Raw genomic sequence first — 26294 nt, forward strand, 5'->3', positions numbered from 1 at the left:
GTGACCACGCAGAAGTTTCCTTTTTCCTTCCATCTGTGAATCTTTCCCACATACCACACATTTCTTTGCCATAATTTGATATATATGATTAGTTAATATATTATTAAATATATACTGCGTCGCTTGGAAAAGAAAATAAATTTTCTTTTCACTCACTATCCTCGTATATAGAATTAATACTATGATAGTATATATCAACCTTAAATTAAAATCAAGATAACTTTTATGGATGGAGGCTTTATAATATTTGCAATATATATAATTATACTTTTGTTTTCTGTTGTTTTGCATGAAGTATCTCATGGCGCGGTCGCCAACTATCTTGGTGATCCCACCGCAAGAATGATGGGGCGTCTTACCTTGAACCCTCTTCCGCATTTGGATATGTTTGGTTCGGTTATCCTACCGCTTCTTTTGGCTATACCTATATTTTTTGGGATGCCGGCTATAATATTCGGCTGGGCGAAACCGGTGCCGTATAATCCCAATAATTTGCGTTACAAAAAATGGGGCCCCGCGCTTGTTGGAGGAGCGGGACCTGCTACTAACATTTTTTTGGCTTTGGTTTTTGGACTCGCGTTACGTTTTATTATGCCGCTTCCCGCAGGTTCCCCTCTCACCGGAGCAGTAATTGTATTTTTTGCAATAACATATATTAATCTCTTACTTGCAATATTTAACATGGTTCCAATACCTCCTTTGGATGGTTCAAAACTTATGTTCTCAATGTTTAATGTTCCGTATAAAACACGAATGTTTCTTGAACAGAATGGTTTCTTACTACTTTTGTTGTTTATATTTTTTGGCTTCAAGATTATTCTCCCCCTGATAGAAGGGGCATTTGTGCTTATAACCGGCATCAACTCGGGCACTTTTATGTAAGGCCTGCGGAGGCTTCATTTGACAATTATTTTTTTTTCATATAAATTACATAAGTATGAATTAAGCGCATGTTGCGCTTTTAAATATGCCGACAATAAATCAATTAGTTCGCAAATCAAGAAAGAAACCAAAGAAGAAAGATAAGTCTCCGGCTTTGAGTCGGGGTTTTAACGCGCTTCAAAACAAGCCGACGAGTTACCAGAGCCCATTTAAACGTGGAGTGTGTACGCGTGTTACAACAGTAACACCCAAGAAGCCTAACTCCGCATTGAGAAAGGTAGCCAGGGTGCGTCTTACTAACGGTATGGAAGTTACAGCTTATATTCCGGGAGAGGGGCACAACCTTCAGGAGCACTCCGTGGTTCTTATCCGCGGCGGAAGAGTGAAGGACTTGCCCGGTGTACGTTATCATATAGTGAGAGGTGTACTTGATACTGCAGGAGTTGAGGGAAGAAAAACTCAGCGCTCCAAGTACGGAACAAAAGCACCTAAGGAATAAAAAACTATGAGAAAACAAGGAGGATTTAAAAGAAGGGTATTGCAGCCCGATTACAAATACAACAACCCGCTGGTGACTAAGTTCGTCAACTATATAATGTGGGAAGGAAAAAAATCTGTTGCACGTAAAGTTGTTTACGATGCTTTTGATATTATTCAGAAAAAGACAAAAGAAGATCCTATGGACGTTTTTGATAAGGCTCTTAAGAATGTCGCGCCAACCCTTGAAGTAAAAACACGAAGAATAGGAGGTGCAAACTATCAGGTACCTATACAGGTTAAGGGTGACAGGCGCATCATACTTGCTATGCGTTGGATTCGTGAATCTTCAAGAAATCAAAAAGGAAAACCCATGGCTCAAAGCCTCGCGCAGGAGCTTATGGCTGCTGCAAACAATGAGGGCGAAGCTATTAAGAAGAAAGAAGCAACTGAGAGAACGGCTCGTGCTAACCGCGCGTTTGCCCATTTTGCATAAATATGCCCAGAGAATATCCACTTGAAAAAGTTAGAAATATCGGTATAATCGCGCACATTGACGCCGGAAAAACAACAGTTAGTGAGCGCATACTTTTTTATACAGGTATTTCCCACAAAATAGGAGAGGTTCACGAAGGAGAGGCTATTATGGATTGGATGGAGCAGGAACAGGAGAGAGGTATTACAATAACCTCTGCTGCTACTACTGCCTTTTGGGTTCCCAGCTACTTACCTCAGGACCAACAGGAAAATAAATATAGAATAAATATTATTGACACTCCCGGACACGTTGACTTTACTGTAGAGGTAGAGCGCTCTTTACGCGTCTTGGATGGAGGGGTTGTAGTTTTTGATGGTGTTGCCGGAGTTGAACCGCAGTCAGAGACAGTTTGGCGGCAAGCCGATAAATATAAGGTTCCCAGATTTTGCTTTGTAAATAAAATGGACAGGATGGGAGCCAGTTTTGATTTTAGCTTTAACTCTATAAAAGAAAGACTCAGCCCCAATGCTGTGGCAATACAACTTCCCGTTGGAGCCGAGAGTGATTTTGACGGCGTTATTGACCTTGTAAATATGCAGTGGATAAGAAACGAAGGTGAACATGGTGAAAAAGTTTTACGCGAAGAAGTTCCCGCCAATCTTAAGGAGCAGGCGGAGAAGATGAGAGCAGAACTTGTTGAAAGAGTGGCTGAGCAGGATGAAGAGCTTACAGATAAATTTTTAAATGGTGAAGAAATAAGCGTAGATGAGCTGAAGAAGTCTTTGCGAAAAGCGACAATAGATAATAAACTTATACCTGTTTTGTGTGGAACAGCTTTGAAAAATCAGGGCATACAATCTCTTTTAGACGCAGTTGTTGAGTATCTTCCCAGTCCTGTAGATGTACCTGCTGTTCAGGGTGAAGACCCAGATAGTGAAGAGCACATTCAGGTAAATGTAACAGATGAGGAACCTTTTGCGGCACTCGCTTTTAAAGTTGCAACAGATCCTTTTGTGGGGCAACTTGTATACTTCAGAGTTTACTCAGGTACTCTTTCTTCAGGATCCTATGTGTTAAACGCCTCTACTGGAGACAAGGAGCGCTTAAGCCGAATTTTACGCATGCACTCAAACCACAGAGAAGAGGTGGATGCAATATATTCGGGAGATATTGCCGCTGCAGTTGGTTTGAAGGGAACCACGACAGGAGATACGCTTGTTGACCCTAAGCGACCTCTTGTATTGGAAAAAATAACATTTCCTCAACCGGTTATCGCTGTGCGTATTGAACCAAAGACACGCGCTGATCAGGATAAAATGGGAATTGCTTTACGACGTCTTGCCGAAGAAGACCCTACATTTCAGATAAGTTCCGACGAAGAAACAGGAGAAACAATTATATCGGGCATGGGAGAGCTACATCTTGAAGTTCTTGTAGATAGAATGAAGAGGGAATTTAAGGTTGAGGCCAATGTTGGACAGCCACAGGTAGCTTACAGAGAAACAATACGAATTGAAGCTGAGGCTGAAGGTAAGTACATAAGACAAACAGGAGGACGCGGACAGTATGGACACGTCTATCTTAGAGTAGAACCCATGGAGGCAGGCGAGGGCTTTGAGTTTTCCAATGAGATAAAAGGAGGCGCTATTCCCCAGGAGTACATTCCACATGTAGGCAAAGGTGTTCAGGAGGCTATGGGCAAAGGTGTTTTAGCCGGTTATCCTATGGTGGATATTAAAGCTACGCTTTATGACGGATCTTTTCATGAGGTTGATTCATCTGAATCGGCATTTAAAATTGCGGGCTCTATAGCTTTTCAGGAAGCTGTTAAAAATGCAAAACCTGTTCTACTTGAGCCTATGATGAAGATGGAGGTTACAATTCCTGAAGAATATCTCGGTGATATAACAGGAGACTTAAGTTCCAGAAGAGGTCAAATAGAAGAACTTGGTGAAAGAGCTAATCTTAAAACAGTTAGAGCGATAGTTCCTCTATCCGGACTATTTGGGTACACAACAGAGTTGCGTTCTATGACGCAGGGACGGGGTACCGCGATAATGGAATTTAGCCATTATGCTGAAGTTCCGCAGAGCATTTCTCAAGAAATAATGGAATCACGGAAATAAAGTTGAGCTTAATGAGCGCGTAGCGTGAATTTAGTGAAACTTACCCCGCCCTTATTTTGCTTCGTATAACCAGCATAAGCAGGATTCTAAGTTTAAGTAATTTAAAATCCTGCGGCGCTGTGCCCACATAGGGCAGGGGCTATTCGCCCCTTGCGCCGCCAGGGTATACAAGGCAAAATAAGGGCGGGGTGCTCAGTTTTGCCTGCCTACCGCAGGCAGGCAGCCAATCGGGCTGCGTTAAAATTAACTTGCCCTCTTGGGCAAAAATGGCATGTGGGATAAATTAAAAGAAATATTAAAAGCAAGTGGGGGAAAGGCAGTTATTGTTGAAGATGGAGATCCAAAATATATTGTAATACCCGTTGATGAGTATCTTAAACTTACCGGCGGAGTTAATAGTGTGGCACAGCCGGCTTTAGGCGGGGAGGAAAAAACCACCCCCTCACCCTTTGGGAGCTCCGAAACATCTGCTCAGTCCAGCCCCGCTCAGCCCGCGCCCGCAAACGATAACGAATCCATTTTTTTGGGAGCAATTGATCCGTCGCGAAGCGATGCGCCTGTAGACTTGAGCGATATTGACACAGCGGACACCCCATCACTGGCTGATTATAATGGATACAGTTCTGATATAGATTTAAGCGACCTGCCTTTATAGAATTGTAACGGGGTTGACGAATTATTTAACTCGTGTAAAATATTATTTGTATCTCTGCATACTGCATAGATCAACTTTTAATCAAATAATTATTAAAAATTAATAACTAAGCTCGCTTCGTTCGCTTACTTTTAACTGTTTGTGAGGCGAAGCCAAACAAAACAAATTTATGGCAGTAGAAAAATTTGAACGAACAAAACCGCACGTTAACGTCGGTACAATTGGTCACGTAGACCACGGTAAGACAACACTTACGGCAGCACTTTTGAAGTATGCTCAGCTTACGGGCATGAAGCATTCAGAAAAAAACATTGATCAGATTGACGCAGCTCCTGAAGAAAGGGAGCGAGGTATTACAATTGCGTTAGCTCACGTAGAGTACGAGACAGAAGCGCGTCACTATGCCCACATCGATGCCCCTGGACACGCTGACTACATTAAGAACATGATTACAGGTGCCGCTCAGATGGACGGTGCCATTTTGGTGGTTTCAGCTGCTGATGGACCTATGCCCCAAACTCGTGAGCACATATTGCTTGCGCACCAGGTGGGTGTTCCAAAGATTATTGTTTTTCTAAACAAAGTTGACCAGGTTGATGATCCGGAACTTATAGATCTTGTTGAAGCTGAGGTTCGTGAACTTCTTTCAAAATATGAATATGATGGAGACAACACTCCAATTATAAGAGGTTCTGCTCTGCAGGCCTTGAATGCCTCAAGTGTTGACGACGATGCCGCAAAGCCTATGGGTGAACTTCTTAAGGCGGTAGATGAGTACATACCTGTACCCGAAAGAGAGGTAGACAAGCCCTTTCTTATGCCCATTGAAGACGTTTTTTCAATTGAGGGACGCGGAACAGTTGTAACAGGAAGGATTGAAAGAGGAAAAGTAAATGTAGGTGAAGAGATTGAAATTGTTGGTATGAGAGACACGCAAAAGACAGCTGTTACAGGAGTAGAGATGTTTAATAAACAACTTGACGAAGGATTGGCCGGAGATAACGTAGGGCTTCTTTTACGAGGTCTTAAAAAAGACGATGTAGAAAGAGGACAAGTTATTGTAAAGACAGGATCTGTAACTCCGCACACAGAGTTTGAAGCTGAGGTATATATTCTAAAGAAGGAAGAAGGAGGAAGGCACACACCCTTTTTTACAGGTTACAAGCCTCAGTTCTACTTTAGAACAACTGATGTAACGGGAGATGTAACTTTGCCTGAGGGTACTGAAATGGTAATGCCCGGCGATACTGTAACTTTTAAAGTAAAGCTTGTGGTACCGGTTGCGATGGAAGAAAAGCAGAGGTTTGCTATCCGTGAAGGAGGCAAGACTGTAGGTGCGGGGGTTATTACTAAGGTTGTAAACTAAATAGTTTAGCAGGATTAAATTACATTTCCAATATGGCAAGCGCGCAAGATGCGAAATCAAAAACCAAAGAAAAAGAAGATCTAAGGCAAAGAATTAGGATAAAAATAAAATCTTATGATCATCAGGTTATCGACTCTAGTGTTAAACAGATAGTTGATACTGCTCTTCGTTATGGTTCAGAGATTAAAGGGCCCGTCCCCTTACCTACAGAGATAAAGAAGTACACGGTAAATAGATCTAGTTTTGTTCACAAAACATCCAGAGAGCAGTTTGAAATGCGAATCCATAAGCGTCTTATAGACATATACAATCCTTCGGGACAGTTAATAGACGCATTAATGGATTTAAATTTGCCTGCAGGGGTTGATATTGAGGTGAAAATGTAATATACTGTCACTGCTTAAAGATATTTAAATTATAAATACAGGCCCTCATTAGGAGAGCCAAAACCCGCCCAAATTTTTGGATAAGTTCCTCTTTTAAAAGAGGTAATACTGTCTAAAAACTTGGGCGGGTTATGTTGAAAGCGAGCTAACGCTCGCTTTGATTACGCTGATAATAGCTGATACCACTGATGGTATTTAGAGTATCAGCGAAATCAGTTACTATCAGCGGTATCTGATTTTGCGAAGCAAAATTTATGAAATTTATTATTGGAAAAAAATTAGGAATGACACAGATTTACGACAATAATGGTAATGTTGTTCCGGTAACTTTAATTGACGCATCGGGTGCCGCTGTTACCCAAGTGCTTAAGGAAGACAAGCAGGGGTATAATGCTGTCCAGCTTGGCGTGGGCAGTAAAAAGCTCAGCAAGCCGGAACAGGGGCATATTAAAGACTCTGTTGATGATAAAGGAAATGGATTTGCTTTTTTGCGTGAGTTTCACGTAGAAGGAGGCGAGCTTAAAAAAGGAGATAAGATTGTAGTAGACCAGTTTGAGGTGGGTGACAAAGTTGTTGTCCGCGGCACAACTAAAGGAAAAGGTTTTCAAGGAGTTGTTAAGAGGTGGGGATTTGCCGGCGGGAATAAAACCCATGGCAACAAACACACCCTCCGTACCCCCGGGTCTATAGGGTCAGCATTTCCACAGCGCGTTTTTAAAGGATTAAAAATGGCGGGACACATGGGTGTTGACCAAAAAAGCGTAATAAATTTGAAGGTTGCATATATAGATAAAGAAAATAACATCCTGGGCGTTAAAGGTTCCGTCCCCGGCAACAACGGCAGTTATGTAGAGGTTGTTACAAGAAAATAAACATGATCAAGCTTGAAGTATACAACAAAGAAGGAAAGAAAACAGGTTCTCAGGAAGTACCCGAAACTGTTTTTGGATTATCTCGCAATGACGCTCTTGTGCATCAGGTGTATACATCAAAACTTGCTAATAAGCGTCGCCCTTACGCACATACAAAAACCAGAGCGGAAGTTAGAGGAGGAGGGCGAAAACCATGGAGACAGAAAGGAACCGGGCGCGCAAGGCATGGGTCAACCCGTTCGCCCATATGGGTCGGAGGTGGTGTGACATTTGGTCCACGCAATGACCGTGTTTTTTCAAAGAAAGTAAACAAGAAAATGAATCGTAAAGCTATTGTTACAGCGCTTAGCGCGAAAGCGGAAGCCGGAAATATATATGTAGCAGAGTCTCTTGAATATCCGGAGTTAAAAACAAAGCATGGCGCGGGATTTATTTTTCAGTTGGGCATTCAGGGTAAATCCGCTGTAGTTTATGGAACAGCAGAAGATAAAGGTTTTAGCAGGGTGTTTCGTAACTTACCAAGAGTAAAACCTGTAAATATAAACAGGCTAAACATACTGGACATTTTAGATAATAGATATTGTATAATTTCAAAAACAGCATTAACACATATAATTAATCAATATGCCAATACTTCAACACATATTCAAAAAGAATCAGGGGAAGGAAAGGCCCCAAACTCAGAAGAAAAAACTGAGAGAAGAAAAGCAGGGGCAGAGAGAGCAGGAGTTAAAGAAAACTGATAAGCTCCAGACGGAATCCGGTTCACCTAAGACAAAGAAGAGTAGGGATAAGCAGTCAACCTCTGCAATCAATTTAAATAACGCTTACGGCGCTTATGGAGTTGTATTGCGACCACATATATCTGAAAAGAGTGTTTCTCAAAATTCTGAAGGAAAATATGTGTTTGAGGTAGCTCCCCAGGCAGGAAAGAAAGAGATACAGAAGGCAATTGAAATTATGTATGGTGTTAAGGTTGATAGTGTAAATAAAATTAAAATGCCTGCAAAAAGAACACGATATAGATTTCAGAGCGGTACAAGTTCACGCCCTGGCAAGGCAGTTGTTACCTTGAAGAAGGGGCAAGAAATAGAAGTTTTACCACAGTAAAGTAGTTGCTTAACGAGCAAAGCATTTAAATTTATTGAATGCTTTGAGAGTTTAGAAACTACTTACCCAGCACTTACTTTGAAATTCAAAGTAAGTGCTGGGTGCTCATGAATGTAAGCTCATGCATCGCATGGCTCGCATTCGCTAACCATTCATGGCTGTTAAACGGCACAAACCAACAACTCCGGGAAGAAGAGGAATGGTAACTACAGATTACGGAGTTTTAACTAAAAAGGAGCCTGAAAAAAGCTTAACGAGTGCTTATCATAGAAAAAAAGGAAGAAGCCACGGAAAGATATCAGTTAGACACAAAGGAGGCGGCTCTAAAAAGTTATACAGAGATATAGACTTTAAACAGGACCAGGTTGGGGAGACGCTAACTGTTAAAGCTCTTGAGTACGATCCATACAGGTCTGCGTTTATAGCTCTTGTACATAATGATAATGGTATTAAGCGGTATATACTTGCACCGGAGGGAATTAAGGTTGGGGCTAAACTCAGCATTGCAGAAAAAACTCCTATTAAGGATGGCAATCGCATGATACTGGGAAATATTCCAGTTGGCACATTTGTACATAATGTAGAGATAAAAAGAGGCAGGGGCGGACAGCTTGCAAGGTCTGCAGGTTCATATACGCGTGTTCTTGCGCATGATGCCCAAAAAACCCAACTTGTCATGCCCTCGTCTGAAGTCAGAATAATTTCAAGCGCAGGATTTGCGACAGTAGGCACTGTTTCTAATAGTACACATAGGGAAGAAGTTGTAGGAAAAGCGGGAAAGAACAGATTAAGAGGAAAGAGGCCACATGTAAGAGGTTCAGCAATGAACCCCGTTGACCATCCTCACGGAGGAGGTGAGGGTCGGTCTCCGATAGGAATGAAGCACCCCAAAACACCATGGGGTAAAAACGCATACGGTGTTAAGACCAGGCGACCCAATAAGTATTCTGATAAGCATATAGTTAAAAGGCGTAAAAAGAAAAAAAGAAAATAGCTCGCTTCGCCTGCCTGTGCGTGAACGCACGCAGGCAGGCGAAGAGAATCCCTAGGCCTAATGGCCGGTGGCTAGACGTAAAGTCGCCATCCCGGCACAGCCTAGGGAGATGGCGGCCCAAAGGGCTTAGCCACAAAAAATTATTATGAGTAGATCACTAAAAAAAGGACCATACGTAGACGAAAAATTGTTAAAGAAGTTGCAGAAAGTCAAAAAAGATGAGAAAACCGTTATTAAGACATGGGCGCGCGCGTCTACCATTACTCCGGAGATGGTTGGGTACACGATAGGAGTTCATAATGGAAAGGAACATACACCTGTATTTATTACCGAAGATATGGTTGGACACAAGCTTGGTGAGTTTTCTCCTACAAGAAAGTTTGTAAGACACGGAGGGAAACTTCAAAGCAGTATGGAAAAGAGACACTAGCTCGCTAAAGCTCGCAGGTATCAGGTTTTAGGTAATAGGTATTACACTAGTGTAGCACCTAGTACCTAAAACCTAGAACCTAATTTGTGAGGCGAAGTCCCTAAGCGGCTTTGCCGCCGGGATCTCCCTAGCCACCGGCCGAAGGCCTAGGGGTGAACAAAAAATTATGGCAGAATACAAAGCAAAATTATCATATTTAAAGATATCACCAAGAAAAGTAAGGTTGGTTGCGGATTTAGTGCGGAACCAGAATATTGAGGAGGCTCGCATGCAGTTAAAATATTCAAACAAAAGAGCTTCTGTTTCACTGTTAAAGCTTTTAAATTCAGCTGTAAGTAACGCAAAAGATGTTACTGAGGGTATTAATGAAAGCAATTTGCGCATCAAGGAAATTCGTGTTGATGAAGGCCCTATGCTAAAAAGATATATGCCCGTTGCGCGTGGCACGGTGCATGAGATACAGAAAAAGACAAGCCACGTGACTTTAATTCTTTCGGAGAAAGAATTAAAGAAGCAACAAGAGACAAATAACAAGAGACAAGCAAAATCAGAGCGAAAACCATCTGAAAGTGAAAAAGTAAAAACGCAAAATACAAAAACACAAGGTAAAAGTAAAAAACAAAATATCGCCAAAGGCGATAACTAAAATTTTTAATTTTTCGTTTTAAATTTTTAATTTGAGCGATAGCAAACATGACTCATAAAACTCACCCACTTAGTAAAAGATTAGGATATACAAAAGGATGGAATTCCCGTTGGTTTGATAGTAAAAAATATGCTGAAAATGCCCAGCAAGACTACCTTATAAGAGAATATACTCTTGAAAAATTTAAAAACGCGGGAGTTGCCAGTGTTGAAGTTGAAAGGTTTGCTAATTCAATTTCAGTTATAATATATACTTCAAGACCAGGGTTAATAATTGGACGCGGGGGAACAGGAATAGAAGAGGCTAAAAAAGAGATGCACAAAGAGTTGCGTAATAAAATGAGGCGCAGGCACGATGCCAGAGAGCGCGAACAGTTGGTAGCCCCCGAGATTAGAGTAGAGGTAAGAGAGGTTCGCGACAGCGATGCTCACGCCCGACTCATTGCACTTAACGTAGCAGAACAGCTTGAAAGAAGGATGCCTTTTAGGAGAGTTATTAAGAGGTCGCTGGATAGAGTTATGACTAATAAGGAGGTTGAGGGGGCTAAAATATCTGTTGCAGGTCGGCTTAATGGAGCGGAAATGGCAAGGAGCGAGTTTGTTAAGGAAGGCAATCTACCCCTTCAGACACTACGTGCCGACATAGATTATGCGTATGTACAAGCTTTGACTAAATATGGAGTGATCGGAGTTAAGGTTTGGATATATAGAGGAGAAAAATTAGAATAATATTTACATTATAAATGTTGCACAATTGTTCAATCCGTGATATTTTAATAAGGTTTTAAACATGCTGTTACCTAAAAAAGTAAAACATAGAAAATGGTGGAAAGGCCGCAAAAGAACGAGTATGGAAAGTCGCGGGACGTATTTGGCATTTGGGCAGTATGGTTTACAGGTTTCCGAAGGGGAGGCATGGATAACTTCGCGCCAGATAGAGGCATCACGTCGTGCGATAACGAGATATATGAAGCGAGGCGGAAAAGTTTGGATAAGAGTTTTTCCTGATAAGCCCGTAACTCGAAAGGGTACAGAGGTTCCCATGGGTGGCGGAAAGGGTGCTGTAGATCATTTTGTAACTCCTGTATATCCGGGAAGAGTACTCTTTGAGGTAGATGGAGTTTCTGAAGAGATAGCACGCGAGGCTCTTAAAAGAGCAAGTTATAAGTTACCGGTAAAAACTAAGGTGATAGTCCGCTAACGCTCGCAGGAATAAAATTATGAAAGCACAGGAATTAAAGAAAAAATCAAGCGAAGAGTTAAATAAACTACTTAAGGATAAAAAAAGCCAGGCAGTAAATTTAAGAATGAATATCGCTAGTGGTAATGTTAAGAATGTACGTGAATTGCACAATATTAAAAAAGATGTAGCGCGTATTATCACAATATTGAGAGAGAGAGCTGTCGCTGTTACTACAGAAGAATAAAACTTATTATGACAAACAAAAAAGAGAAAAAAGAGAATACAGTAAACCGAAAGAAGATGAGAGGTACTGTTGTTTCAAACAAGATGGAAAAAACCCTTGTAGTAGAGGTAAATCGCTTGCTTGAACACCCAAAGTACAAAAAAAGATTTAAGAAATCAAAAAAATATAAGGCCCACTACGAAGATGGTGAATACAACATCGGTGATAAGGTTGTAATAGAAGAAACAAGGCCTATTTCAAAAGATAAAAGATTTCGTGTACTAAAATAGCTCGCTAACGCTCGCTTTGATTACGCTGATAATAGCTGATACCACTGATGATATTTAGAGTATCAGCGAAATCAGTTACTATCAGCGGTATCGGGACAAAAAAGTATGATACAAAACCAGACAAGACTAAAAGTAGCAGATAATTCAGGTGCCAAAGAGATAATGTGCATCCGCGTTTTGGGAGGCAGTAAAAGAAGATATGCTGAAATAGGCGACGTTATTGTGGCATCTGTTAAAAAAGCTGAACCGCGTCGTCCTGTAAAGAAAAAGGATGTGGTTAGGGCTGTTATTGTGCGTCAGAGAAAACCTTTTCGCAGAAAGGATGGGTCATATATTTATTTTGATGAGAATGCGGCAGTTATTTTGGATGGAGTAATGCCTAAGGGTGGTAGAATATTTGGACCAATACCAAGAGAGTTAAAACAGAGAGGTTATGCTAAAATAGCTTCGTTGTCACAGGAATTATTGTAAATTTATGAAAATAAAAACAGGAGACAAAGTATTAATATTGCACGGTAAAAATCGGGGAAAGACCGGAAAGGTTCTTTCTGCTATACCTCAAAAAGGAACTCTGGTTGTAGAGGGAGTGAATATTCAGAAACAGCATGTAAGGCCTAAAAAACAAGGTGAAAAAGGACAGGTTATTGAAAAGCCCGGCCCTGTTGATGTATCTAATGTAAAACTGGTTTGCACAAACTGCAATAAAGCCGCGCGCGTAGGATATAAAGTAGAAGGGGGTACAAAATATAGAGTGTGCAAGAAATGCAACAATGCAATTAAATAGGAATTAGGCGTTAACTTTTTAGTTTTTTATCCGCCAGCCGACGGGCCAAGAAGCTAAAAAGTTAACTCTTAAAAAGATAAATCATGGCAGAAACACTAAGTTTAGATAAAGAATATAAGGAAAAGATAAAACCCGAACTCGCTAAGGAGTTCGGTGGTCTTAACTCGCACGCAGTTCCGCGTCTGGAAAAAATAATTGTAAATAGCGGTATTGGTAAGATAGCGATGTTGCGAAAAGGTAAAAGCACTGGTTCTCAAACAGATGAAGAAATGCTCGGTGATATTGTTGAAGGACTAAGTAATATAGCGGGTCAAAAACCACATCTTATATATGCTCGAAAAAGTATTGCGGGATTTAAACTAAGAGAAGGAATGCCCGTCGGTCTAAGAGTTACTCTTAGAGGTAAAAGAATGTATGATTTCCTGGCTCGCTTAAATAACGTTGCACTGCCTAGAACAAGAGATTTTAGAGGTATTTCTTCTGAGGGGGTTGATAAAGGTGGTAATTTGACAATAGGCATCAAGGAGAGTAGTATTTTTCCTGAAGTGCCAACATCTAATTTTAACTGGGGTTTTGAAATTACTCTTGTAACCAATACTAATGACAAAGAGCATGCCCTACAGTTATTTAAAAGGTTGGGTGTGCCATTTAAATCCGAAGATAAGTAGTTTATTTATATGCCTAAGAAATCTAAAATAGCAAAAGCATACAAAAAGCCAAAGTTTTCAACCAGAAAAGAAAACAGGTGTTTTCGATGTGGGAGGAACAGAGGATATATGCGTGATTTTGACCTTTGCAGAATATGTTTTCGTGAAATGGCAAGCCGGGGAGAATTACCCGGTGTCCGAAAATCAAGCTGGTAATAGCTCGCTAAAGCTCGCAGGGGTTAGGTACTAGGTTCTAGGTATTAGACTAAAACCTAACACCTGTAACCCAACACCTAATTTGTGAGCAAAACGAATCTCTAGGCCTAATAGCCGGGATGGCGGCCCAAAGGGCTTAGCCACAAAAAACTATGTCACACACAGATCCAATAGCAGATATGTTAACAGTTATAAGAAACGCGCAAGCCGCGAATAAAAGTACGGTTAAAATTCCTTACTCCGGAGTTAAGTTTGAATTGGTAAAAATATTAGAAAAAGAGGGTTATATCGGTTCAGTTGAGAAAAAAGGAACAAAGCCCAAGCAGGTTATAATTGTTAATTTGAAATATAAAGAAAGCGGCATGCCGCAAATAACACATATCAAAAGAATAAGCACACCGGGTCAGAGAATATACATAGGTTATAGAGATGTGCAGAATGTGAAGGAAGGTTATGGCACAGCTGTAATATCAACACCCGCGGGTCTTCTTACAAACGAGGAAGCTAAGAAACGCAAATTAGGAGGAGAGCGGATATGTGAGATTTGGTAAATAAACTTAGCTTACAAGCTGTCAGTTTATAGCTTTCAGCTTAAGGTATATAATGAATTATAAAACGATAAAATTTAAAGCTGATCAGCTAAAAGCTAGAAGCTAAAAGCTATGTCACGAATAGGAAAAAAACCAATTGATATCCCCGACAAAGTAGAAGTAACAGTTGAGGATGATACCATCAAAGCTAAAGGCCCTCTTGGGGAACTATCTTTGGATTTCCCCGATATTGTAAAAGTTGAGTTAACAGATAATACTGTTGCTGTTTCATTGGCAAGAACTGGAAATAAATTTAAGCCGTATTGGGGACTTTACAGAGCGCTTATCGCAAATATTATACAGGGAGTTCATGAGGGTTTTCAGAAAAAGCTTAGCATAGAAGGTGTTGGGTACAGGGCGGAGATTAAAGGAGATGAGTTGGTTTTAAACCTTGGATATTCGCACCCCGTTGTTATGGAGATTCCAAAAGATTTGAAAATTGAAGTTGAAAAAAACATAATAACTGTTTCAGGTATAGACAAACAAAGAGTTGGGCAGATGGCAGCAGATATAAGAAGTAAGAGAAAACCCGAACCTTACAAGGGTAAAGGTATAAGATACGAAGGTGAGCACGTGCGTAGAAAAGCAGGTAAGCGCGCCATAGCCGGAGGTGGTAAATAAGCAAAAACATGTCAAAAATAAAAGAAAGAAGATTAAAAAGAATAAGAAGGCACAAGCGAGTGAGGGCGCGTGTTTCAGGTACACCGCAACGTCCGCGTTTATTTGTCTTTAAGAGTAATCAGCATATATATTGCGGGTTGGCAGATGATGTAAATAGTAAGGTGTTGTTAGTATTTTCTGATTTAAAATTGTCCGGCAAAAAGACAAACAACCCTACTTTGGAAATATCAAAAAAAGTAGGTGAGGAACTGGGTAAAGGGGCTGTAAAGGCGGGATATAAAAAAGTAGTATTTGATAGAGGAGGATATAAATATCACGGAAAAATAAAAGCGCTTGCCGAAGGTGCGCGCTCAGCAGGATTAAAATTCTAAATAATATTAATATGGTACAACAGCAACAACAACAAAGAGGCCCTGGAGGTCCCGGAGGACAAAGAGGAGGTCATAGAGGCCCTGGAGGTCCCGGAGGGCAAAGAGGAGGTCATAGAGGCCCTGGAGGTCCCGGAGGGCAAAGAGGGGGAGGGCACAGAGACCCAAGAGGACAACAAAGGGAAAGAGATCAGGAGTTTGACCAGAAGGTTCTTGATATTGCGCGAGTGGCTCGTGTTGTAGCTGGTGGCCGCAGATTTAGTTTTAGAGCTACGGTTGTCATAGGCGATAAAAAGGGCCGTGTGGGAGTAGGTGTTGGAAAGGGTTCTGATGTAACAATTGCGATAGGAAAAGCTGCTAAAAATGCTAAGAAAAATGTAATGACAGTTCCTATGACCCCGGAAGGCACCTTACCTTACGACATAACAGGAAAGCAGTCTTCATCTGTTGTCTTTTTGAAGCCCGCAAAGGAAGGTAGGGGTGTTATTGCGGGAGGAGCTGTCCGTACAGTATGCGACCTTGCAGGATATAAAGATATAGCAGCTAAGGTTTTATCCAGAAGCACAAATAAACTTAATATGGCCTTGGCCACTGTAAATGCTCTTGAGAAGATAGACTACAAGGCACCTGCTGAGGTTAAAAAACCCGAAAAGAAGATTGGAAAATCAAAAGAAAAGACAGAAGTAAAGACTGGAAAAAAGAAAACAGAAAAGTCTGATAAGAAAACCGTTAAAGCAAAATCTACAAAAAACGAATAATAAATAATAAACCATTTTTACTTAGTCAATTTTTAACTTTTCATTTTTAATTTTAAATTTGACTGAGCGAAGCGAAGAAATATGCAGGTTCACGATATAAAAAAACCAAAACAGAAGTCTCGAAGAAGGGTAGGCAGGGGCGGAAAACGCGGAACATATTCCGGTAGAGGAATGAAGGGACAAAAATCACGCGCAGGACATAGAATAAGGCCTCAGATTCGGGACTATATATTTAAGGTTCCCAAGTTAGGAGGTCCTACAAAAAAAGCAGGCAACGCAATTGGTTCACAGTCTGCACCGGTGTTTTCGGTTAATACTGGAGATTTGGAAAAGGTTGTAAAAAAAGGAGATGTCGTTGATATTGAGTTTTTGATAAAAAATAAGCTTGTAAAAAATTACAAAGGACGCCCTCCCAAGCGTGTAAAACTTTTAGGCAAGGGCGAGCTTAAAAAAGCTGTTACCATAAAAGGACTAATTCTTTCAAAAAGCGCAAAAGAACAAGTTGAAAAATCCGGAGGAAAAATAGAATAAATTATGAAGTGGTATCAACAAATATTAGCGGTATTTAAAATAAAAGAACTGAGAAACAAGGTCCTGTTTGTTTTGGGTATTCTTGCAATATTTCGCGTTGCCGCTGTTATTCCTGTTCCGGGAATAGATCGTTCTCAGCTGGAATCATTTCTAAGCGGTAACCAGTTTTTTGGTATTTTAAATATATTTTCAGGAGGAGCTTTAAGCAACCTTTCAATTGTAATGCTTGGATTAGGTCCTTACATTACAGCTACAATTACACTACAGCTTTTAACAATGATATTCCCCCGTCTTAAAGAGATGTATGAAGAAGAGGGTGAACAGGGCAAGCAGAAATTTAATCAATATGGACGACTGGCAACAGTCCCCTTATCGTTTTTACAAGGATATGGATTGTACTCCCTTTTTAGGAGTCAGGGAGTACTAACCACTCTTCCACCCATGGAACTAATTGCCTTTTTGATAACTGTTGCAGGAGGTGGAATATTTTTAATGTGGTTAGGTGAGCTTGTTACAGAAAAGGGCATAGGTAATGGTATTTCTCTTTTGATTTTTGCAGGAATTATCGCTTCCCTGCCTGTAACTATAAGAAATGCTATTTTAACTGCAACACAGGAGGACATTCCGAGCTATGTGGCATTTGCTCTGATAAGCATCTTTATAATAGCGGCTGTAGTTGTGGTAAATGAGGCGAGAAGAAACATACCAGTCTCATATGCCAAGCAGGTGAGAGGAAATAAGATATATGGAGGTTCTTCAACATATCTTCCTTTGTCTCTTAACCCTGCGGGAGTTATTCCTATAATTTTTGCCCTGTCTCTTATTTTGTTTCCGGGAATTATAGCTAATTTTCTCCAGGGGAGTTCAAATCAATTCTTAGCAGGACTTGCCAATATTATGAATGAGTTCCAAAATAATCTGACGCTTTATACTTTGGCATATTTTCTGTTAGTTGTATTCTTTACTTATTTCTATACAGCAGTAACATTTAATCCTGAGAACGTTGCGGAGAACTTGCAAAAACAGGGAGGGTTTGTGCCTGGAATACGTCCGGGAAAACCCACAGCTGAGCGCTTAAACTATATTTTGAATAGAACATTGTTGGTTGGAGCTCTGTTTTTGGGAATTATAGCTATTGTTCCAAACATTGCGCAGGGCATGACAGGAGGTTCAGGAGGCATAGGTGACCTGACATTTGTTATAGGAGGTACCTCTATTTTGATTTTGGTTTCTGTGGTTTTGGAGACAATACGACAGGTAAAAAGCCAGATAGTAATGAGGCAGTATGAGTAATTTTATTTTTGAATATTAAAAGTATGATAAAATGCTTAGTATAAATTAAGCATTTTTTAATTTCAATGGGGAACGCAAAAATAATTATAGCGGTTGTCGGGCTTCCCGGCTCAGGCAAATCAGAAGCGGTGGGCCGTTTTGAGAAAAAAGGATTTGAACGGGTGGGCTTTAACGATGTTGTAATGGATGAGGTGGAACGCCGGGGATTGGAACCAACACAGGAAAATGAACGCCCTATTCGTGAAGAATTGAGGCGAAAATATGGTATGGACGTTATGGCGGTAAAATCCATGCCTAAAATAGAAAAAGCGCTCGCTGATGGCAAAAATGTGGTTATAGATAGTTTTTATAGTTGGGAGTCGTACAAAACAATGAAAAAAGAATTCGGGGATCAGTTCCGTGTTCTTGCAATTTACGCGCCGGCTAGTGTACGGTATAAACGTCTTGAAAAGCGTCCTATACGTCCGCTTGCATCAGTTGAGGCTAAAGATAGGGATTATTCCCAGATAGAAGCGCTTCAACAAGCCAGTCCTATTGCAATGGCTGACTGGACCATACAAAATATCGGAACAATAGAGGAATTTCATAACTCCGTAGATAATTTAATAAATAATATTTTAACTTTATGAAACCCGATAACGCTATACTAATAGGCCGCTCGGGCTCAGGTAAAGGAACCCAGGCTGAGCTGTTAATAAAAAAAATAGATAATTTCTTTACCCTTTCAACGGGTGATCTTTTTCGTGATCTTGCAAAACAAAATTCTGATGCCGGTCAAAAAATAAAAGATATAGTAAATAGTGGCGGACTGCCTTATGATGATATTGCAACAGCCCTGTGGATGCATGAACTTTCCTACAATCTTCGTTCGGACCAAGGTCTGCTTGCAGACGGTTTTCCAAGACGATTAAACGAGGCAAAGACTTTAGATAAATATCTTGAATTTCTGGAAAGAATGGACAGGACTTTTATCTTTTTGGTAAATATTTCTGCTGACGAAGCCCGCCGCCGCCTTTTGGCAAGAGGCAGGGAAGATGATACAGAGGAAGCCATAAAAGAACGCATGAATTATTATGACAAATGGGTAATGGAGGTTGTGGAGTACTACGACTCTATGGGTAAACTTATAAAAATAAACGGTGAAGGCGCGCCGGAAAAAGTCCACGAGGAAATAATGAGCCACTTGAGTTAAATACTGTTTACTGTTATCTGCTACTTGTTTACTGACCGTATGTCCAAACTAATTAAATCACAAAAAGAAATTGAGGCGATGCGTGAAAGCGGTAGAATTGCAGCTTTAATCTTGAAGCAACTTACTGAAGCCGCAAAACCCGGTGTTACCACATTAGAGCTGGACGCGCTCGCAGAAGAGCTTATTCACCAACACGGTGTAAAGCACGCCTTTAAGGATTACGATGGCTTCCCGGGCGTTTTATGCACCTCTGTGAACGATATAATAGTGCATGGCGTACCTAATGACACGGCTTTAAAAGACGGCGATATAGTTGGCCTTGATTTTGGAGTTATTTTGGACGGTTGGTATTCTGATACGGCGGTAACGGTGGGGGTTGGCGAAATATCGCACGAAGCACGCCGGCTTATGCAGGTTACAAAAAAGGCGCTCCGTCTGGGAATAAAAAAGGCAAAACCCGGAAGCACTACAGGAGATATCGGAAATACAATAGAAAGATATGTAGAGAGTGAGGGCTACTCAATTGTCCGTGATTTAGTAGGTCACGGAGTTGGTAAAAAACTACATGAAGAGCCACAAGTGCCAAACTGGGGAAAGCGCCACACAGGTACTGTATTGGAGGTAGGCATGGTAATTGCAATTGAGCCAATGGTGATTGATGGGCCTTCAAACGCTATTAAACTGGACTCGGATAAATTTAGTTATAAAAGCGCGGACGGCTCTTTAACCGCGCACTTTGAACACACAGTAGCTATAACCGAACAAGGCCCTAAAATACTTACCCAAGTTTAAAAAATCAACTCATCTCTCTGATGCATTTATTTAAAAACGACTCATACTATGAGCCGTTTTTTGCACTTCGCCCACACTTTAAAACGTGATATAATACAAAAAAGATCGCTAAGGTTTGCAATAATATCCCGCTTTTTAAGAAGCTGTTACAAAAAACATATGGCAGAAGAAAAATTACACTTATCAGTTATTATACCGGCTTATAACGAAGCAAAACGTATAGGGGACACACTTTTAGATTTGGACAAGTATCTAAGTGCTCAGGATTATTCGTATGAGATATTGGTTGTGATAGACGGCGCTACGGACAACACCTTTGAGGTGGTGCAGGGACATCAAAAATTAGTTCAGAGTATTAGAATAATAAACAATGAGGAAAATCACGGCAAGGGCTATGTGGTGCGCCAAGGCATGCTTGAAGCTAAAAGCAAATGGCGTTTATTTACTGATGCCGATGGTTCTACGTCAATAGATCACATTGAGAAAATGTGGCCTCTTACAAAAGAAGGTTGCGATGTTGTTATAGGTTCTCGTGACTCTAGAGATGTTAAAGGAGCCGGACAGGATGTTAAACAGTCCTTTTTAAAACAATTTTTGGGCAATGCCGGTAACATATTAATACAGATATTTGCTGTTCCCGGAATATGGGATACACAGAATGGATTTAAAATGTTTTCCGCTGATGCTGCTAAAAAAGTTTTTTCTGTTGCTCGCATAGATCGTTGGGGGTTTGATATAGAGGCATTAGCTTTGTCCCGCAAACTGGGATACAAGATATGCAAAATACCAGTACATTGGAAAAATGACCCGGATTCTCATGTAACTCTTGGCGGTTATTTACATACATTTGTTGAGCTTTTTCAAATACGAATGAATCTAATCCGCAACGTTTATGGCCTCTCTAAAAAGGAATCAAAAAACAAAAAATAACAATATCTCAGAGTTTCGCCGTGATCTGGTTACAGGTGAGTGGATTTTGGTTGCAAAAGGGCGCGCTAAAAGGCCTCATTCAAAAAGAAAAGACAGTGAAGAATTAGATAGCGCTAAAGAATCCTGTCCTTTTGAAGATCCCCAGGCATCAGGCAATGCGCCTCCTGTTTTAGAGTATAAAAAGGGCAAAGAATGGAGCTTGCAGATAATACCAAATAAATATCCCGCGCTCTCCCACTTAGACAGTTGCGGTGAGATAATGCAAAAAGGGGAATACCACGTACGTGAGGGTAGTGGTTATCACGAGGTTGTGATAACAAGGGATCACGATAAGCATATAGCCTTGCTTAACAATAAGGAGGTTTCTGACGTGGTTCGTGCGTATCAGGAAAGATACAAAACATTAAAAAAGGACAAGTGCATAAGGTATGTTTCTATATTTCATAATCACGGAAAAAGTGCCGGAGCTTCTCTTGCGCATCCTCACTCACAGATATTAGCAACTCCTATACTCCCTGTATCTGTTCAAAGATCTTTGCGCGGTTCAAATTTGTATTTTCGCAGAAATAAAAAGTGCGTACATTGCGTTATGATAGATTGGGAAAAAGAGGAAAAAGAACGTGTTGTATTTGAAAACAACGATTTCATAGTTTTTTGCCCCTTTGTTTCAAGAGTCGCATTTGAGGTACGCATTTTTCCAAAGAAACATGAAGCATATTTTGAAAAAACACTTCAGCGAGAGATAAAAAACCTTGCCGAAGCTTTACGTGTTGCTTTGCTGGCTTTGTATGATGAATTAGATAATCCCGATTATAACTTTTTTTTACATACGGCACCCGTTGATGAAAGAAGTTACCCGCACTATCACTGGCACATTGAAATAAGACCTAAATTATTGGGAGCATTGCCCGCGGGATTTGAGCTGGGCACCGGCATAGAAACAACTCCGATAGAGCCCAAAAGTGCCGCAAAATATTTGCGTGAAAAAATTAAATAACTATGGATATTGTAGGCAACATATTAGAGTCAATAGCTGTGTGGGTTATAAGCGTTATAGAGGTTTCGGGATATTTCGGAATAGCGTTTTTGATGGCTCTTGAGGGGTCTTTTGTACCTATACCTTCAGAAATTATACTGCCCTTTTCGGGATATCTGGTACATACAGGCAGATTTTCACTTTTCGCTGTTGCTTTTTGGGGGGCTGTTGGAAACATCATAGGAACAGCTTTTACTTATGTTGTTGCCAGATTCGTCGGCTTGAATTTTTTATACAAGTATGGAAAATATTTTTTGGTTACCAAGAAAGACATAGAAGATGCCTCAAAGTTGTTTAATCGGCATGGTGTAAAAATAATATTCATATCACGCCTTATTCCCGGAATAAGAGGGTTTATACCAATACCCGCGGGCATAGCAAGAATGAAATTTACCCCCTTTGTTCTCTATGTGTTTACGGGCTCATTTATTTACTCCTTAGCTCTTACATACGTTGGAGTACTCACCGGAGAGAACTGGGATACACTTGCGCCATATTTTGAAAAATTCAACTGGGTTATTGTAGCACTTTTCTTTTTAGGTGTTGCCTGGTGGGTAAGGCGGTATATAAAAGGCATTAAGATTGAAAATAATAATAAAAAAGTTAAAAGCTAGTAGCTAATAGCTATAAGCTAAACACTATGATTTATTTAATCGCAAACTGGAAGATGAACCCGACCTCCCAGGCGGAAGCTAAAAAACTTACAAAAGAGGTTGTGAGTGGTCTTGGCAGGCTTAAAAAAAGAACAGGAACAGAAGTTGTGCTGTGCCCTCCTTTTTCTTATCTGCAAATTGTTGGCACAGCGCTTAAGTCCGGTGTAAAGCTTGGCGCTCAAAACACTTACATCAAAGATAGCGGCGCATATACAGGAGAAGTTTCATCAAAAATGTTACAGGATTTAAAGTGCGAGTATGTAATAGTGGGACATTCCGAAAGAAGAAACTACTTCAACGAAGACTCCGAATTAATAAACGGCAAATTAAAATCTGTTTTAAAGCATAAGATTACCCCGGTGCTGGCTGTCGGCGAAAAAGAGGGAGAATCTATATCTGTTATAAAAAAACAGGTAATAGATGCTTTTGAGGGTATTACCCCCGGACAAGTTAAGAAGATGGTTATAGCTTACGAGCCCATATGGGCAATAGGCACAGGAAAGGTGGCATCTACCGACGACGCGATGAGCGCGCGCATCTTTATACAAAAAACATTGAGTGATCTTTATTCAAAAAATACTGCTGAATCCGTCCCTGTAATTTATGGTGGTAGTACAAATAGTAAAAATATCTCCTCCTTTATTATAGATGCGGGCATGATGGGGGCTTTGGTTGGAGGGTCCAGCTTAAATCCCAAAGAATTTATAAAAATGATAGAACAAATTATATGAAGAAATTAAAAGATATAGACATTAAACCCGGAACCCGTGTTTTACTAAGAGCGGATTTTAACGTTGCTATGGACAAGGGAAATATTGAAGATGATTTTCGCATGCGCGCCACACTGCCCACAATAAATTATTTAAGGGAAAGAGGTGCGCGTGTTTTAATATTGGCACACCTGGGAAGGCCGAAGGACGGTTATGAAGAACCTCTTAGCTTAATGCCGATTGCGGAACATTTAGGCACACTTTTAAGTGCGGATATTAAATTTTTTGAGGAAATAGAAATAGCGGAACAGGAATTGCCGAAAATGGAAAATGGAGAAGTGGCTGTTTTAGAAAATCTAAGGTTTGATAAAAGGGAGGAGGAAGGAAGCGAGGAGTTTGCGAAAGAACTCGCCGCCTTAGGCGATGTTTATGTGAATGATGCTTTTGGTGTAATTCACAGAGAGCATGCATCTGTTTATGCCTTGGCTAAACTTCTTCCTCATTCAGCCGGACTGCTTGTTGAAAAAGAAGTGGATATTTTAAGTACAATTCGCAAAGAGCCTGCAAAACCTCTTGTTTTTGTGATGGGAGGTAGCAAGGTTGAAACAAAAATAAAAACACTGTATAAACTTTTTGGTAGCATTGACGATGTGTGTCTTGGGGGGTTAATGTCAAACTCTATCATGAAGCTTAAGGGAATGGAAATTGGAAAATCGATGTATGATAAGGGTATCGACTTGGTATATATAGATGGAATGAACTTGAACGATGAAAAAATTCACCTTCCTTTGGATGTTGTTGTATCAACTGATGCTTCGGGTAAAAATTCTGTTAGGGTAACAGATATAGAACACATTGAAAAAGATGAGATGATATTGGATGCCGGCCCCAGAACAATAGAGTTATTCTCTCAGATAATAAAAAAGGCTGGAACCGTAGTGTGGAATGGACCACTGGGTCTTATAGAGGTTGATAAATTTGCTGAAGGCACGCGCGGGCTTGCACAAGCCATACTTAAAACAGAGGCAAAAGTTGTTGTAGGAGGGGGCGATGTTATGCGTATAATAGATGAGGTTGGCGCTGTTGATAAAATACACCATGCTTCAACCGGAGGCGGGGCCATGCTGGAATATCTTGCAGAGGGAACCTTACCTGCTTTGGAAGTTCTTAAGTAGGCTTTAGGCGTTAGCTTCTTAATTTTTTGGAGAAAAGATAAGAAGAGCTTCTAAGAAGCTAAAAAGCTAATTCTTAAAAAGTTACTTTATCATGAGTCTTTTTAATAAAATATGGAAGTTGCAAGAATCTGCTCCCGCGGAGTTTTTAAATGCGCATCCAAATTATTCACGCACCACAAAACAGCTTTTGTGGAATAGGGATATAAAAAAGGAGGAAGATATAGATAACTTTTTTAATTCTAATTACAACAAAGATGTACATAGCCCTCACACCTTAAAAGATATTGACCGAGCTGTTTCACGGATTAGCAGTGCCTTAGATAAAGGTGAGAGCATCTTAATTTATGGAGATTATGATGCCGATGGGGTTTGTGGAACAGCTTTGTTAAGAGAAGTTTTTAATGAGTTGGGGGCTAAAAAATTATCAACATACATACCTCATCGGGAGGATGAGGGTTACGGGCTTAACACACCCTCTATAAAGGATTTTATAAAAGAGGGTATTAATCTTATAGTTACCGTAGATTGCGGATCAAGCAACATAGAGGAAATAGAGTTTGCTAACAGTAGCGGTATAGATGTTGTAGTAATAGACCATCATCAGATTACTCGAGATGATAACCCTGCCTTCGCGCATGTGAACCCTCACCAGGAGGATGACAAGTACCCTTTTAAGGATCTTTGCGGGACAGGGGTAGCGTTTAAAGTATGCACCGCTCTTTTGGATTTTCGCCGCAAGAAGGGTGCCAAGGCGCCCATGGAAGGGTGGGAGAAGTGGCTTTTAGATTTGGTCGCGCTTGCAACAGTTACAGACGTCATGCCGCTCAAGGGAGAGAACAGGACGTTAGTAAAATACGGTCTTTATGTTCTTGCCCAAACACGCCGACCCGGCCTACAGGCGCTTTTAGAAAAAGCCCGTGTAAATGCAACATATGAAGATGGAGATATTTCCACCAACCTGGACGGATTTACCTTAGGTTTCATTTTGGGTCCGCGTATAAACGCCGCCGGAAGAATGGAACACGCTAATTTGGCATTAGATCTTTTGAATGCGAAAACAAAAAAAGAAGCGGATGTTTTGGCGCATATTTTAGATACAAAAAATAAAGAGCGCCAAAAACTTGTAGAAGACATTATTAACGAGATAGACCACAAGCAACTGGAAAGTTCAAATGTTATTTTCGCCGGTACCCATGACTGGCCGATAGGTGTCGCGGGTATTGTAGCGGGACGCCTTACGCAAGCATATAATAAGCCGGCCTTTATATACCAGAAGAAAGGAAACAAGCTCATCGGATCTGTTAGAGGTCCTGAGCATTTAAATATAGTAGAAATATTGCAGGGATGTGAAGATTTTCTTGATAAATTCGGAGGTCACAGGCAGGCAGCCGGCTTCACAGCTTTAGTTGAACATGAGGATAATCTTTTACGTAGCTTAAAGACCCAGGTGGCCCTGGCGATGGGAGAAATGTCTAAAGAGGAGGTATCGCCACGGGTTGTTGTTGATTCGGAAATAAGCGCTGAAGAAATAAACTGGAATTTGTATGATGAACTTGAAAAATTTGATCCATATGGAGAGAGTAACCCCAAGCCGGTTTTTTTATTACGCGGAGTTATAATAAGAAAACCCAGCATGGTGGGAGATGCCAAGAATCATTTCAAGTGTCTTATTGAAACATCATCAGGACGGACACTAAAAGCCATAGGATTTCGTTTCCCCCCCGAGGTAGCTCACACAGGGGATGGCTCACCTGCCGATATTCTTTTTGAGTTAGATAAAAATGAGTGGAACGGAACTCGTGAATTAGATCTCAAGCTTGTAGATGTCAGTGCAAAATATTTGTTGTAGAAAATTGACAAATATTCATAGAAAGTTTATAA

General features: G+C 40.6%; 36 protein-coding genes. All 36 read left to right on the top strand.

Annotated elements, in window-relative coordinates:
• The first annotated feature begins 225 nt into the window (after window positions 1-225).
• The 36 genes from WDZ40_00390 (at window position 226) to recJ (ending at window position 26262) form a co-directional block, all read left to right on the top strand.
• On the top strand, window positions 226-882 hold the full coding sequence (locus WDZ40_00390; protein MEX0877306.1) for a site-2 protease family protein: 657 nt from the start codon (window positions 226-228) through the stop codon (window positions 880-882).
• An 85-nt stretch (window positions 883-967) separates the two neighbouring features.
• Window positions 968-1381: a 30S ribosomal protein S12 gene (gene rpsL / locus WDZ40_00395; protein MEX0877307.1), complete on the top strand. Its 414-nt coding sequence runs from the start codon at window positions 968-970 to the stop codon at window positions 1379-1381.
• Window positions 1382-1387: 6 nt separating this feature from the next.
• On the top strand, window positions 1388-1855 hold the full coding sequence (gene rpsG / locus WDZ40_00400) for a 30S ribosomal protein S7 (protein MEX0877308.1): 468 nt from the start codon (window positions 1388-1390) through the stop codon (window positions 1853-1855).
• Between the two features lie 2 nt (window positions 1856-1857).
• On the top strand, window positions 1858-3963 hold the full coding sequence (gene fusA / locus WDZ40_00405; GenBank protein MEX0877309.1) for an elongation factor G: 2106 nt from the start codon (window positions 1858-1860) through the stop codon (window positions 3961-3963).
• 271 nt (window positions 3964-4234) lie between these two features.
• On the top strand, window positions 4235-4618 hold the full coding sequence (locus WDZ40_00410) for a hypothetical protein (protein MEX0877310.1): 384 nt from the start codon (window positions 4235-4237) through the stop codon (window positions 4616-4618).
• A 169-nt stretch (window positions 4619-4787) separates the two neighbouring features.
• On the top strand, window positions 4788-5984 hold the full coding sequence (gene tuf, locus WDZ40_00415; protein MEX0877311.1) for an elongation factor Tu: 1197 nt from the start codon (window positions 4788-4790) through the stop codon (window positions 5982-5984).
• A 32-nt stretch (window positions 5985-6016) separates the two neighbouring features.
• Window positions 6017-6370 carry a 30S ribosomal protein S10 gene (gene rpsJ, locus WDZ40_00420; protein ID MEX0877312.1) on the top strand — a complete coding sequence of 118 codons (354 nt, stop codon included), beginning with the start codon at window positions 6017-6019 and terminating at the stop codon, window positions 6368-6370.
• 254 nt (window positions 6371-6624) lie between these two features.
• Window positions 6625-7242 (top strand): 50S ribosomal protein L3, encoded by a 618-nt coding sequence (gene rplC, locus WDZ40_00425; protein MEX0877313.1) that lies wholly within the window; start codon window positions 6625-6627, stop codon window positions 7240-7242.
• Window positions 7243-7244: 2 nt separating this feature from the next.
• The gene (gene rplD / locus WDZ40_00430) at window positions 7245-7985 is read left to right on the top strand and encodes a 50S ribosomal protein L4 (protein ID MEX0877314.1); all 741 of its coding nucleotides are present in this window, start codon (window positions 7245-7247) and stop codon (window positions 7983-7985) included.
• The gene (gene rplW, locus WDZ40_00435) at window positions 7867-8352 is read left to right on the top strand and encodes a 50S ribosomal protein L23 (protein ID MEX0877315.1); all 486 of its coding nucleotides are present in this window, start codon (window positions 7867-7869) and stop codon (window positions 8350-8352) included. Before rplD ends, rplW begins: the two co-directional genes overlap by 119 nt.
• A 154-nt stretch (window positions 8353-8506) precedes the next feature.
• Entirely contained in the window at window positions 8507-9346 is an 840-nt protein-coding gene (rplB, locus tag WDZ40_00440; protein MEX0877316.1) for a 50S ribosomal protein L2, read from the top strand.
• 145 nt (window positions 9347-9491) lie between these two features.
• Complete coding sequence (gene rpsS / locus WDZ40_00445) at window positions 9492-9776, top strand: 30S ribosomal protein S19 (protein ID MEX0877317.1); 285 nt, start codon at window positions 9492-9494, stop codon at window positions 9774-9776.
• Between the two features lie 166 nt (window positions 9777-9942).
• Window positions 9943-10422, top strand: coding sequence for a 50S ribosomal protein L22 (gene rplV / locus WDZ40_00450; protein ID MEX0877318.1), 480 nt, complete (start codon window positions 9943-9945; stop codon window positions 10420-10422).
• A gap of 47 nt (window positions 10423-10469) precedes the next feature.
• Window positions 10470-11150, top strand: a complete 681-nt coding sequence (gene rpsC, locus WDZ40_00455; GenBank protein MEX0877319.1) for a 30S ribosomal protein S3 — start codon at window positions 10470-10472, stop codon at window positions 11148-11150.
• Between the two features lie 61 nt (window positions 11151-11211).
• A complete protein-coding gene (rplP, locus tag WDZ40_00460) occupies window positions 11212-11622 on the top strand; it encodes a 50S ribosomal protein L16 (protein ID MEX0877320.1) in 411 nt (136 codons plus the stop codon).
• A 19-nt stretch (window positions 11623-11641) separates the two neighbouring features.
• Complete coding sequence (gene rpmC, locus WDZ40_00465; protein MEX0877321.1) at window positions 11642-11848, top strand: 50S ribosomal protein L29; 207 nt, start codon at window positions 11642-11644, stop codon at window positions 11846-11848.
• Window positions 11849-11856: 8 nt separating this feature from the next.
• Window positions 11857-12117 (top strand): 30S ribosomal protein S17, encoded by a 261-nt coding sequence (gene rpsQ, locus WDZ40_00470; protein ID MEX0877322.1) that lies wholly within the window; start codon window positions 11857-11859, stop codon window positions 12115-12117.
• A 105-nt stretch (window positions 12118-12222) separates the two neighbouring features.
• Window positions 12223-12588, top strand: coding sequence for a 50S ribosomal protein L14 (rplN, locus tag WDZ40_00475; protein ID MEX0877323.1), 366 nt, complete (start codon window positions 12223-12225; stop codon window positions 12586-12588).
• A 4-nt stretch (window positions 12589-12592) separates the two neighbouring features.
• Entirely contained in the window at window positions 12593-12901 is a 309-nt protein-coding gene (gene rplX / locus WDZ40_00480; GenBank protein ID MEX0877324.1) for a 50S ribosomal protein L24, read from the top strand.
• An 83-nt stretch (window positions 12902-12984) separates the two neighbouring features.
• Window positions 12985-13569, top strand: a complete 585-nt coding sequence (gene rplE, locus WDZ40_00485) for a 50S ribosomal protein L5 (GenBank protein ID MEX0877325.1) — start codon at window positions 12985-12987, stop codon at window positions 13567-13569.
• A 9-nt stretch (window positions 13570-13578) separates the two neighbouring features.
• Complete coding sequence (locus tag WDZ40_00490; protein MEX0877326.1) at window positions 13579-13764, top strand: type Z 30S ribosomal protein S14; 186 nt, start codon at window positions 13579-13581, stop codon at window positions 13762-13764.
• A gap of 152 nt (window positions 13765-13916) precedes the next feature.
• Window positions 13917-14315 (top strand): 30S ribosomal protein S8, encoded by a 399-nt coding sequence (rpsH, locus tag WDZ40_00495; GenBank protein ID MEX0877327.1) that lies wholly within the window; start codon window positions 13917-13919, stop codon window positions 14313-14315.
• A 111-nt stretch (window positions 14316-14426) separates the two neighbouring features.
• Window positions 14427-14975, top strand: a complete 549-nt coding sequence (gene rplF / locus WDZ40_00500; protein MEX0877328.1) for a 50S ribosomal protein L6 — start codon at window positions 14427-14429, stop codon at window positions 14973-14975.
• Between the two features lie 8 nt (window positions 14976-14983).
• Window positions 14984-15346 (top strand): 50S ribosomal protein L18, encoded by a 363-nt coding sequence (gene rplR / locus WDZ40_00505; GenBank protein ID MEX0877329.1) that lies wholly within the window; start codon window positions 14984-14986, stop codon window positions 15344-15346.
• An 11-nt stretch (window positions 15347-15357) separates the two neighbouring features.
• Complete coding sequence (locus tag WDZ40_00510; protein MEX0877330.1) at window positions 15358-16101, top strand: hypothetical protein; 744 nt, start codon at window positions 15358-15360, stop codon at window positions 16099-16101.
• An 81-nt stretch (window positions 16102-16182) separates the two neighbouring features.
• Complete coding sequence (locus WDZ40_00515; protein ID MEX0877331.1) at window positions 16183-16632, top strand: uL15 family ribosomal protein; 450 nt, start codon at window positions 16183-16185, stop codon at window positions 16630-16632.
• 3 nt (window positions 16633-16635) lie between these two features.
• Window positions 16636-17925 carry a preprotein translocase subunit SecY gene (gene secY, locus WDZ40_00520; GenBank protein ID MEX0877332.1) on the top strand — a complete coding sequence of 430 codons (1290 nt, stop codon included), beginning with the start codon at window positions 16636-16638 and terminating at the stop codon, window positions 17923-17925.
• Window positions 17926-17990: 65 nt separating this feature from the next.
• Window positions 17991-18554, top strand: a complete 564-nt coding sequence (locus WDZ40_00525; protein MEX0877333.1) for an AAA family ATPase — start codon at window positions 17991-17993, stop codon at window positions 18552-18554.
• Window positions 18551-19117, top strand: coding sequence for a nucleoside monophosphate kinase (locus WDZ40_00530; GenBank protein ID MEX0877334.1), 567 nt, complete (start codon window positions 18551-18553; stop codon window positions 19115-19117). Before WDZ40_00525 ends, WDZ40_00530 begins: the two co-directional genes overlap by 4 nt.
• A gap of 39 nt (window positions 19118-19156) precedes the next feature.
• Window positions 19157-19909: a type I methionyl aminopeptidase gene (map, locus tag WDZ40_00535; GenBank protein ID MEX0877335.1), complete on the top strand. Its 753-nt coding sequence runs from the start codon at window positions 19157-19159 to the stop codon at window positions 19907-19909.
• Window positions 19910-20068: 159 nt separating this feature from the next.
• Window positions 20069-20839: a dolichyl-phosphate beta-glucosyltransferase gene (locus WDZ40_00540; protein MEX0877336.1), complete on the top strand. Its 771-nt coding sequence runs from the start codon at window positions 20069-20071 to the stop codon at window positions 20837-20839.
• Window positions 20802-21836, top strand: a complete 1035-nt coding sequence (galT, locus tag WDZ40_00545) for a galactose-1-phosphate uridylyltransferase (GenBank protein MEX0877337.1) — start codon at window positions 20802-20804, stop codon at window positions 21834-21836. The genes WDZ40_00540 and galT overlap by 38 nt, the downstream gene beginning before the upstream one ends.
• 2 nt (window positions 21837-21838) lie before the next feature.
• Window positions 21839-22489 (top strand): DedA family protein, encoded by a 651-nt coding sequence (locus WDZ40_00550; protein MEX0877338.1) that lies wholly within the window; start codon window positions 21839-21841, stop codon window positions 22487-22489.
• A 26-nt stretch (window positions 22490-22515) separates the two neighbouring features.
• Window positions 22516-23259, top strand: coding sequence for a triose-phosphate isomerase (tpiA, locus tag WDZ40_00555; GenBank protein ID MEX0877339.1), 744 nt, complete (start codon window positions 22516-22518; stop codon window positions 23257-23259).
• Window positions 23256-24413 (top strand): phosphoglycerate kinase, encoded by a 1158-nt coding sequence (locus tag WDZ40_00560; protein MEX0877340.1) that lies wholly within the window; start codon window positions 23256-23258, stop codon window positions 24411-24413. The genes tpiA and WDZ40_00560 overlap by 4 nt, the downstream gene beginning before the upstream one ends.
• A gap of 91 nt (window positions 24414-24504) precedes the next feature.
• Complete coding sequence (gene recJ / locus WDZ40_00565) at window positions 24505-26262, top strand: single-stranded-DNA-specific exonuclease RecJ (protein ID MEX0877341.1); 1758 nt, start codon at window positions 24505-24507, stop codon at window positions 26260-26262.
• Window positions 26263-26294: the final 32 nt, after the last annotated feature.

This window comes from Candidatus Spechtbacterales bacterium (assembly GCA_040879145.1).
Taxonomy (GTDB): Bacteria; Patescibacteriota; Minisyncoccia; order Spechtbacterales; family 2-12-FULL-38-22; genus JAWVZY01.

What these genes read in the sequence shown, in the direction of transcription:
- WDZ40_00530 (MEX0877334.1), top strand. Translation starts at nt 18,551, where the DNA reads ATGAAACCCGATAACGCTATACTAATAGGCCGCTCGGGCTCAGGTAAA.
- WDZ40_00560 (MEX0877340.1), top strand. Translation starts at nt 23,256, where the DNA reads ATGAAGAAATTAAAAGATATAGACATTAAACCCGGAACCCGTGTTTTA.
- rpsJ (MEX0877312.1), top strand. Translation starts at nt 6,017, where the DNA reads ATGGCAAGCGCGCAAGATGCGAAATCAAAAACCAAAGAAAAAGAAGAT.
- rpsH (MEX0877327.1), top strand. Translation starts at nt 13,917, where the DNA reads ATGTCACACACAGATCCAATAGCAGATATGTTAACAGTTATAAGAAAC.
- rpsS (MEX0877317.1), top strand. Translation starts at nt 9,492, where the DNA reads ATGAGTAGATCACTAAAAAAAGGACCATACGTAGACGAAAAATTGTTA.
- rpsQ (MEX0877322.1), top strand. Translation starts at nt 11,857, where the DNA reads ATGACAAACAAAAAAGAGAAAAAAGAGAATACAGTAAACCGAAAGAAG.
- WDZ40_00390 (MEX0877306.1), top strand. Translation starts at nt 226, where the DNA reads ATGGATGGAGGCTTTATAATATTTGCAATATATATAATTATACTTTTG.
- fusA (MEX0877309.1), top strand. Translation starts at nt 1,858, where the DNA reads ATGCCCAGAGAATATCCACTTGAAAAAGTTAGAAATATCGGTATAATC.
- tpiA (MEX0877339.1), top strand. Translation starts at nt 22,516, where the DNA reads ATGATTTATTTAATCGCAAACTGGAAGATGAACCCGACCTCCCAGGCG.
- rplN (MEX0877323.1), top strand. Translation starts at nt 12,223, where the DNA reads ATGATACAAAACCAGACAAGACTAAAAGTAGCAGATAATTCAGGTGCC.
- rplR (MEX0877329.1), top strand. Translation starts at nt 14,984, where the DNA reads ATGTCAAAAATAAAAGAAAGAAGATTAAAAAGAATAAGAAGGCACAAG.
- WDZ40_00550 (MEX0877338.1), top strand. Translation starts at nt 21,839, where the DNA reads ATGGATATTGTAGGCAACATATTAGAGTCAATAGCTGTGTGGGTTATA.
- galT (MEX0877337.1), top strand. Translation starts at nt 20,802, where the DNA reads ATGGCCTCTCTAAAAAGGAATCAAAAAACAAAAAATAACAATATCTCA.
- tuf (MEX0877311.1), top strand. Translation starts at nt 4,788, where the DNA reads ATGGCAGTAGAAAAATTTGAACGAACAAAACCGCACGTTAACGTCGGT.
- rplV (MEX0877318.1), top strand. Translation starts at nt 9,943, where the DNA reads ATGGCAGAATACAAAGCAAAATTATCATATTTAAAGATATCACCAAGA.
- rpsC (MEX0877319.1), top strand. Translation starts at nt 10,470, where the DNA reads ATGACTCATAAAACTCACCCACTTAGTAAAAGATTAGGATATACAAAA.
- rpsG (MEX0877308.1), top strand. Translation starts at nt 1,388, where the DNA reads ATGAGAAAACAAGGAGGATTTAAAAGAAGGGTATTGCAGCCCGATTAC.
- rplF (MEX0877328.1), top strand. Translation starts at nt 14,427, where the DNA reads ATGTCACGAATAGGAAAAAAACCAATTGATATCCCCGACAAAGTAGAA.
- WDZ40_00510 (MEX0877330.1), top strand. Translation starts at nt 15,358, where the DNA reads ATGGTACAACAGCAACAACAACAAAGAGGCCCTGGAGGTCCCGGAGGA.
- secY (MEX0877332.1), top strand. Translation starts at nt 16,636, where the DNA reads ATGAAGTGGTATCAACAAATATTAGCGGTATTTAAAATAAAAGAACTG.
- WDZ40_00525 (MEX0877333.1), top strand. Translation starts at nt 17,991, where the DNA reads ATGGGGAACGCAAAAATAATTATAGCGGTTGTCGGGCTTCCCGGCTCA.
- rplC (MEX0877313.1), top strand. Translation starts at nt 6,625, where the DNA reads ATGAAATTTATTATTGGAAAAAAATTAGGAATGACACAGATTTACGAC.
- rplW (MEX0877315.1), top strand. Translation starts at nt 7,867, where the DNA reads ATGCCAATACTTCAACACATATTCAAAAAGAATCAGGGGAAGGAAAGG.
- WDZ40_00540 (MEX0877336.1), top strand. Translation starts at nt 20,069, where the DNA reads ATGGCAGAAGAAAAATTACACTTATCAGTTATTATACCGGCTTATAAC.
- rplD (MEX0877314.1), top strand. Translation starts at nt 7,245, where the DNA reads ATGATCAAGCTTGAAGTATACAACAAAGAAGGAAAGAAAACAGGTTCT.
- rpmC (MEX0877321.1), top strand. Translation starts at nt 11,642, where the DNA reads ATGAAAGCACAGGAATTAAAGAAAAAATCAAGCGAAGAGTTAAATAAA.
- WDZ40_00410 (MEX0877310.1), top strand. Translation starts at nt 4,235, where the DNA reads ATGTGGGATAAATTAAAAGAAATATTAAAAGCAAGTGGGGGAAAGGCA.
- recJ (MEX0877341.1), top strand. Translation starts at nt 24,505, where the DNA reads ATGAGTCTTTTTAATAAAATATGGAAGTTGCAAGAATCTGCTCCCGCG.
- rpsL (MEX0877307.1), top strand. Translation starts at nt 968, where the DNA reads ATGCCGACAATAAATCAATTAGTTCGCAAATCAAGAAAGAAACCAAAG.
- map (MEX0877335.1), top strand. Translation starts at nt 19,157, where the DNA reads ATGTCCAAACTAATTAAATCACAAAAAGAAATTGAGGCGATGCGTGAA.
- rplX (MEX0877324.1), top strand. Translation starts at nt 12,593, where the DNA reads ATGAAAATAAAAACAGGAGACAAAGTATTAATATTGCACGGTAAAAAT.
- WDZ40_00515 (MEX0877331.1), top strand. Translation starts at nt 16,183, where the DNA reads ATGCAGGTTCACGATATAAAAAAACCAAAACAGAAGTCTCGAAGAAGG.
- rplE (MEX0877325.1), top strand. Translation starts at nt 12,985, where the DNA reads ATGGCAGAAACACTAAGTTTAGATAAAGAATATAAGGAAAAGATAAAA.
- WDZ40_00490 (MEX0877326.1), top strand. Translation starts at nt 13,579, where the DNA reads ATGCCTAAGAAATCTAAAATAGCAAAAGCATACAAAAAGCCAAAGTTT.
- rplP (MEX0877320.1), top strand. Translation starts at nt 11,212, where the DNA reads ATGCTGTTACCTAAAAAAGTAAAACATAGAAAATGGTGGAAAGGCCGC.
- rplB (MEX0877316.1), top strand. Translation starts at nt 8,507, where the DNA reads ATGGCTGTTAAACGGCACAAACCAACAACTCCGGGAAGAAGAGGAATG.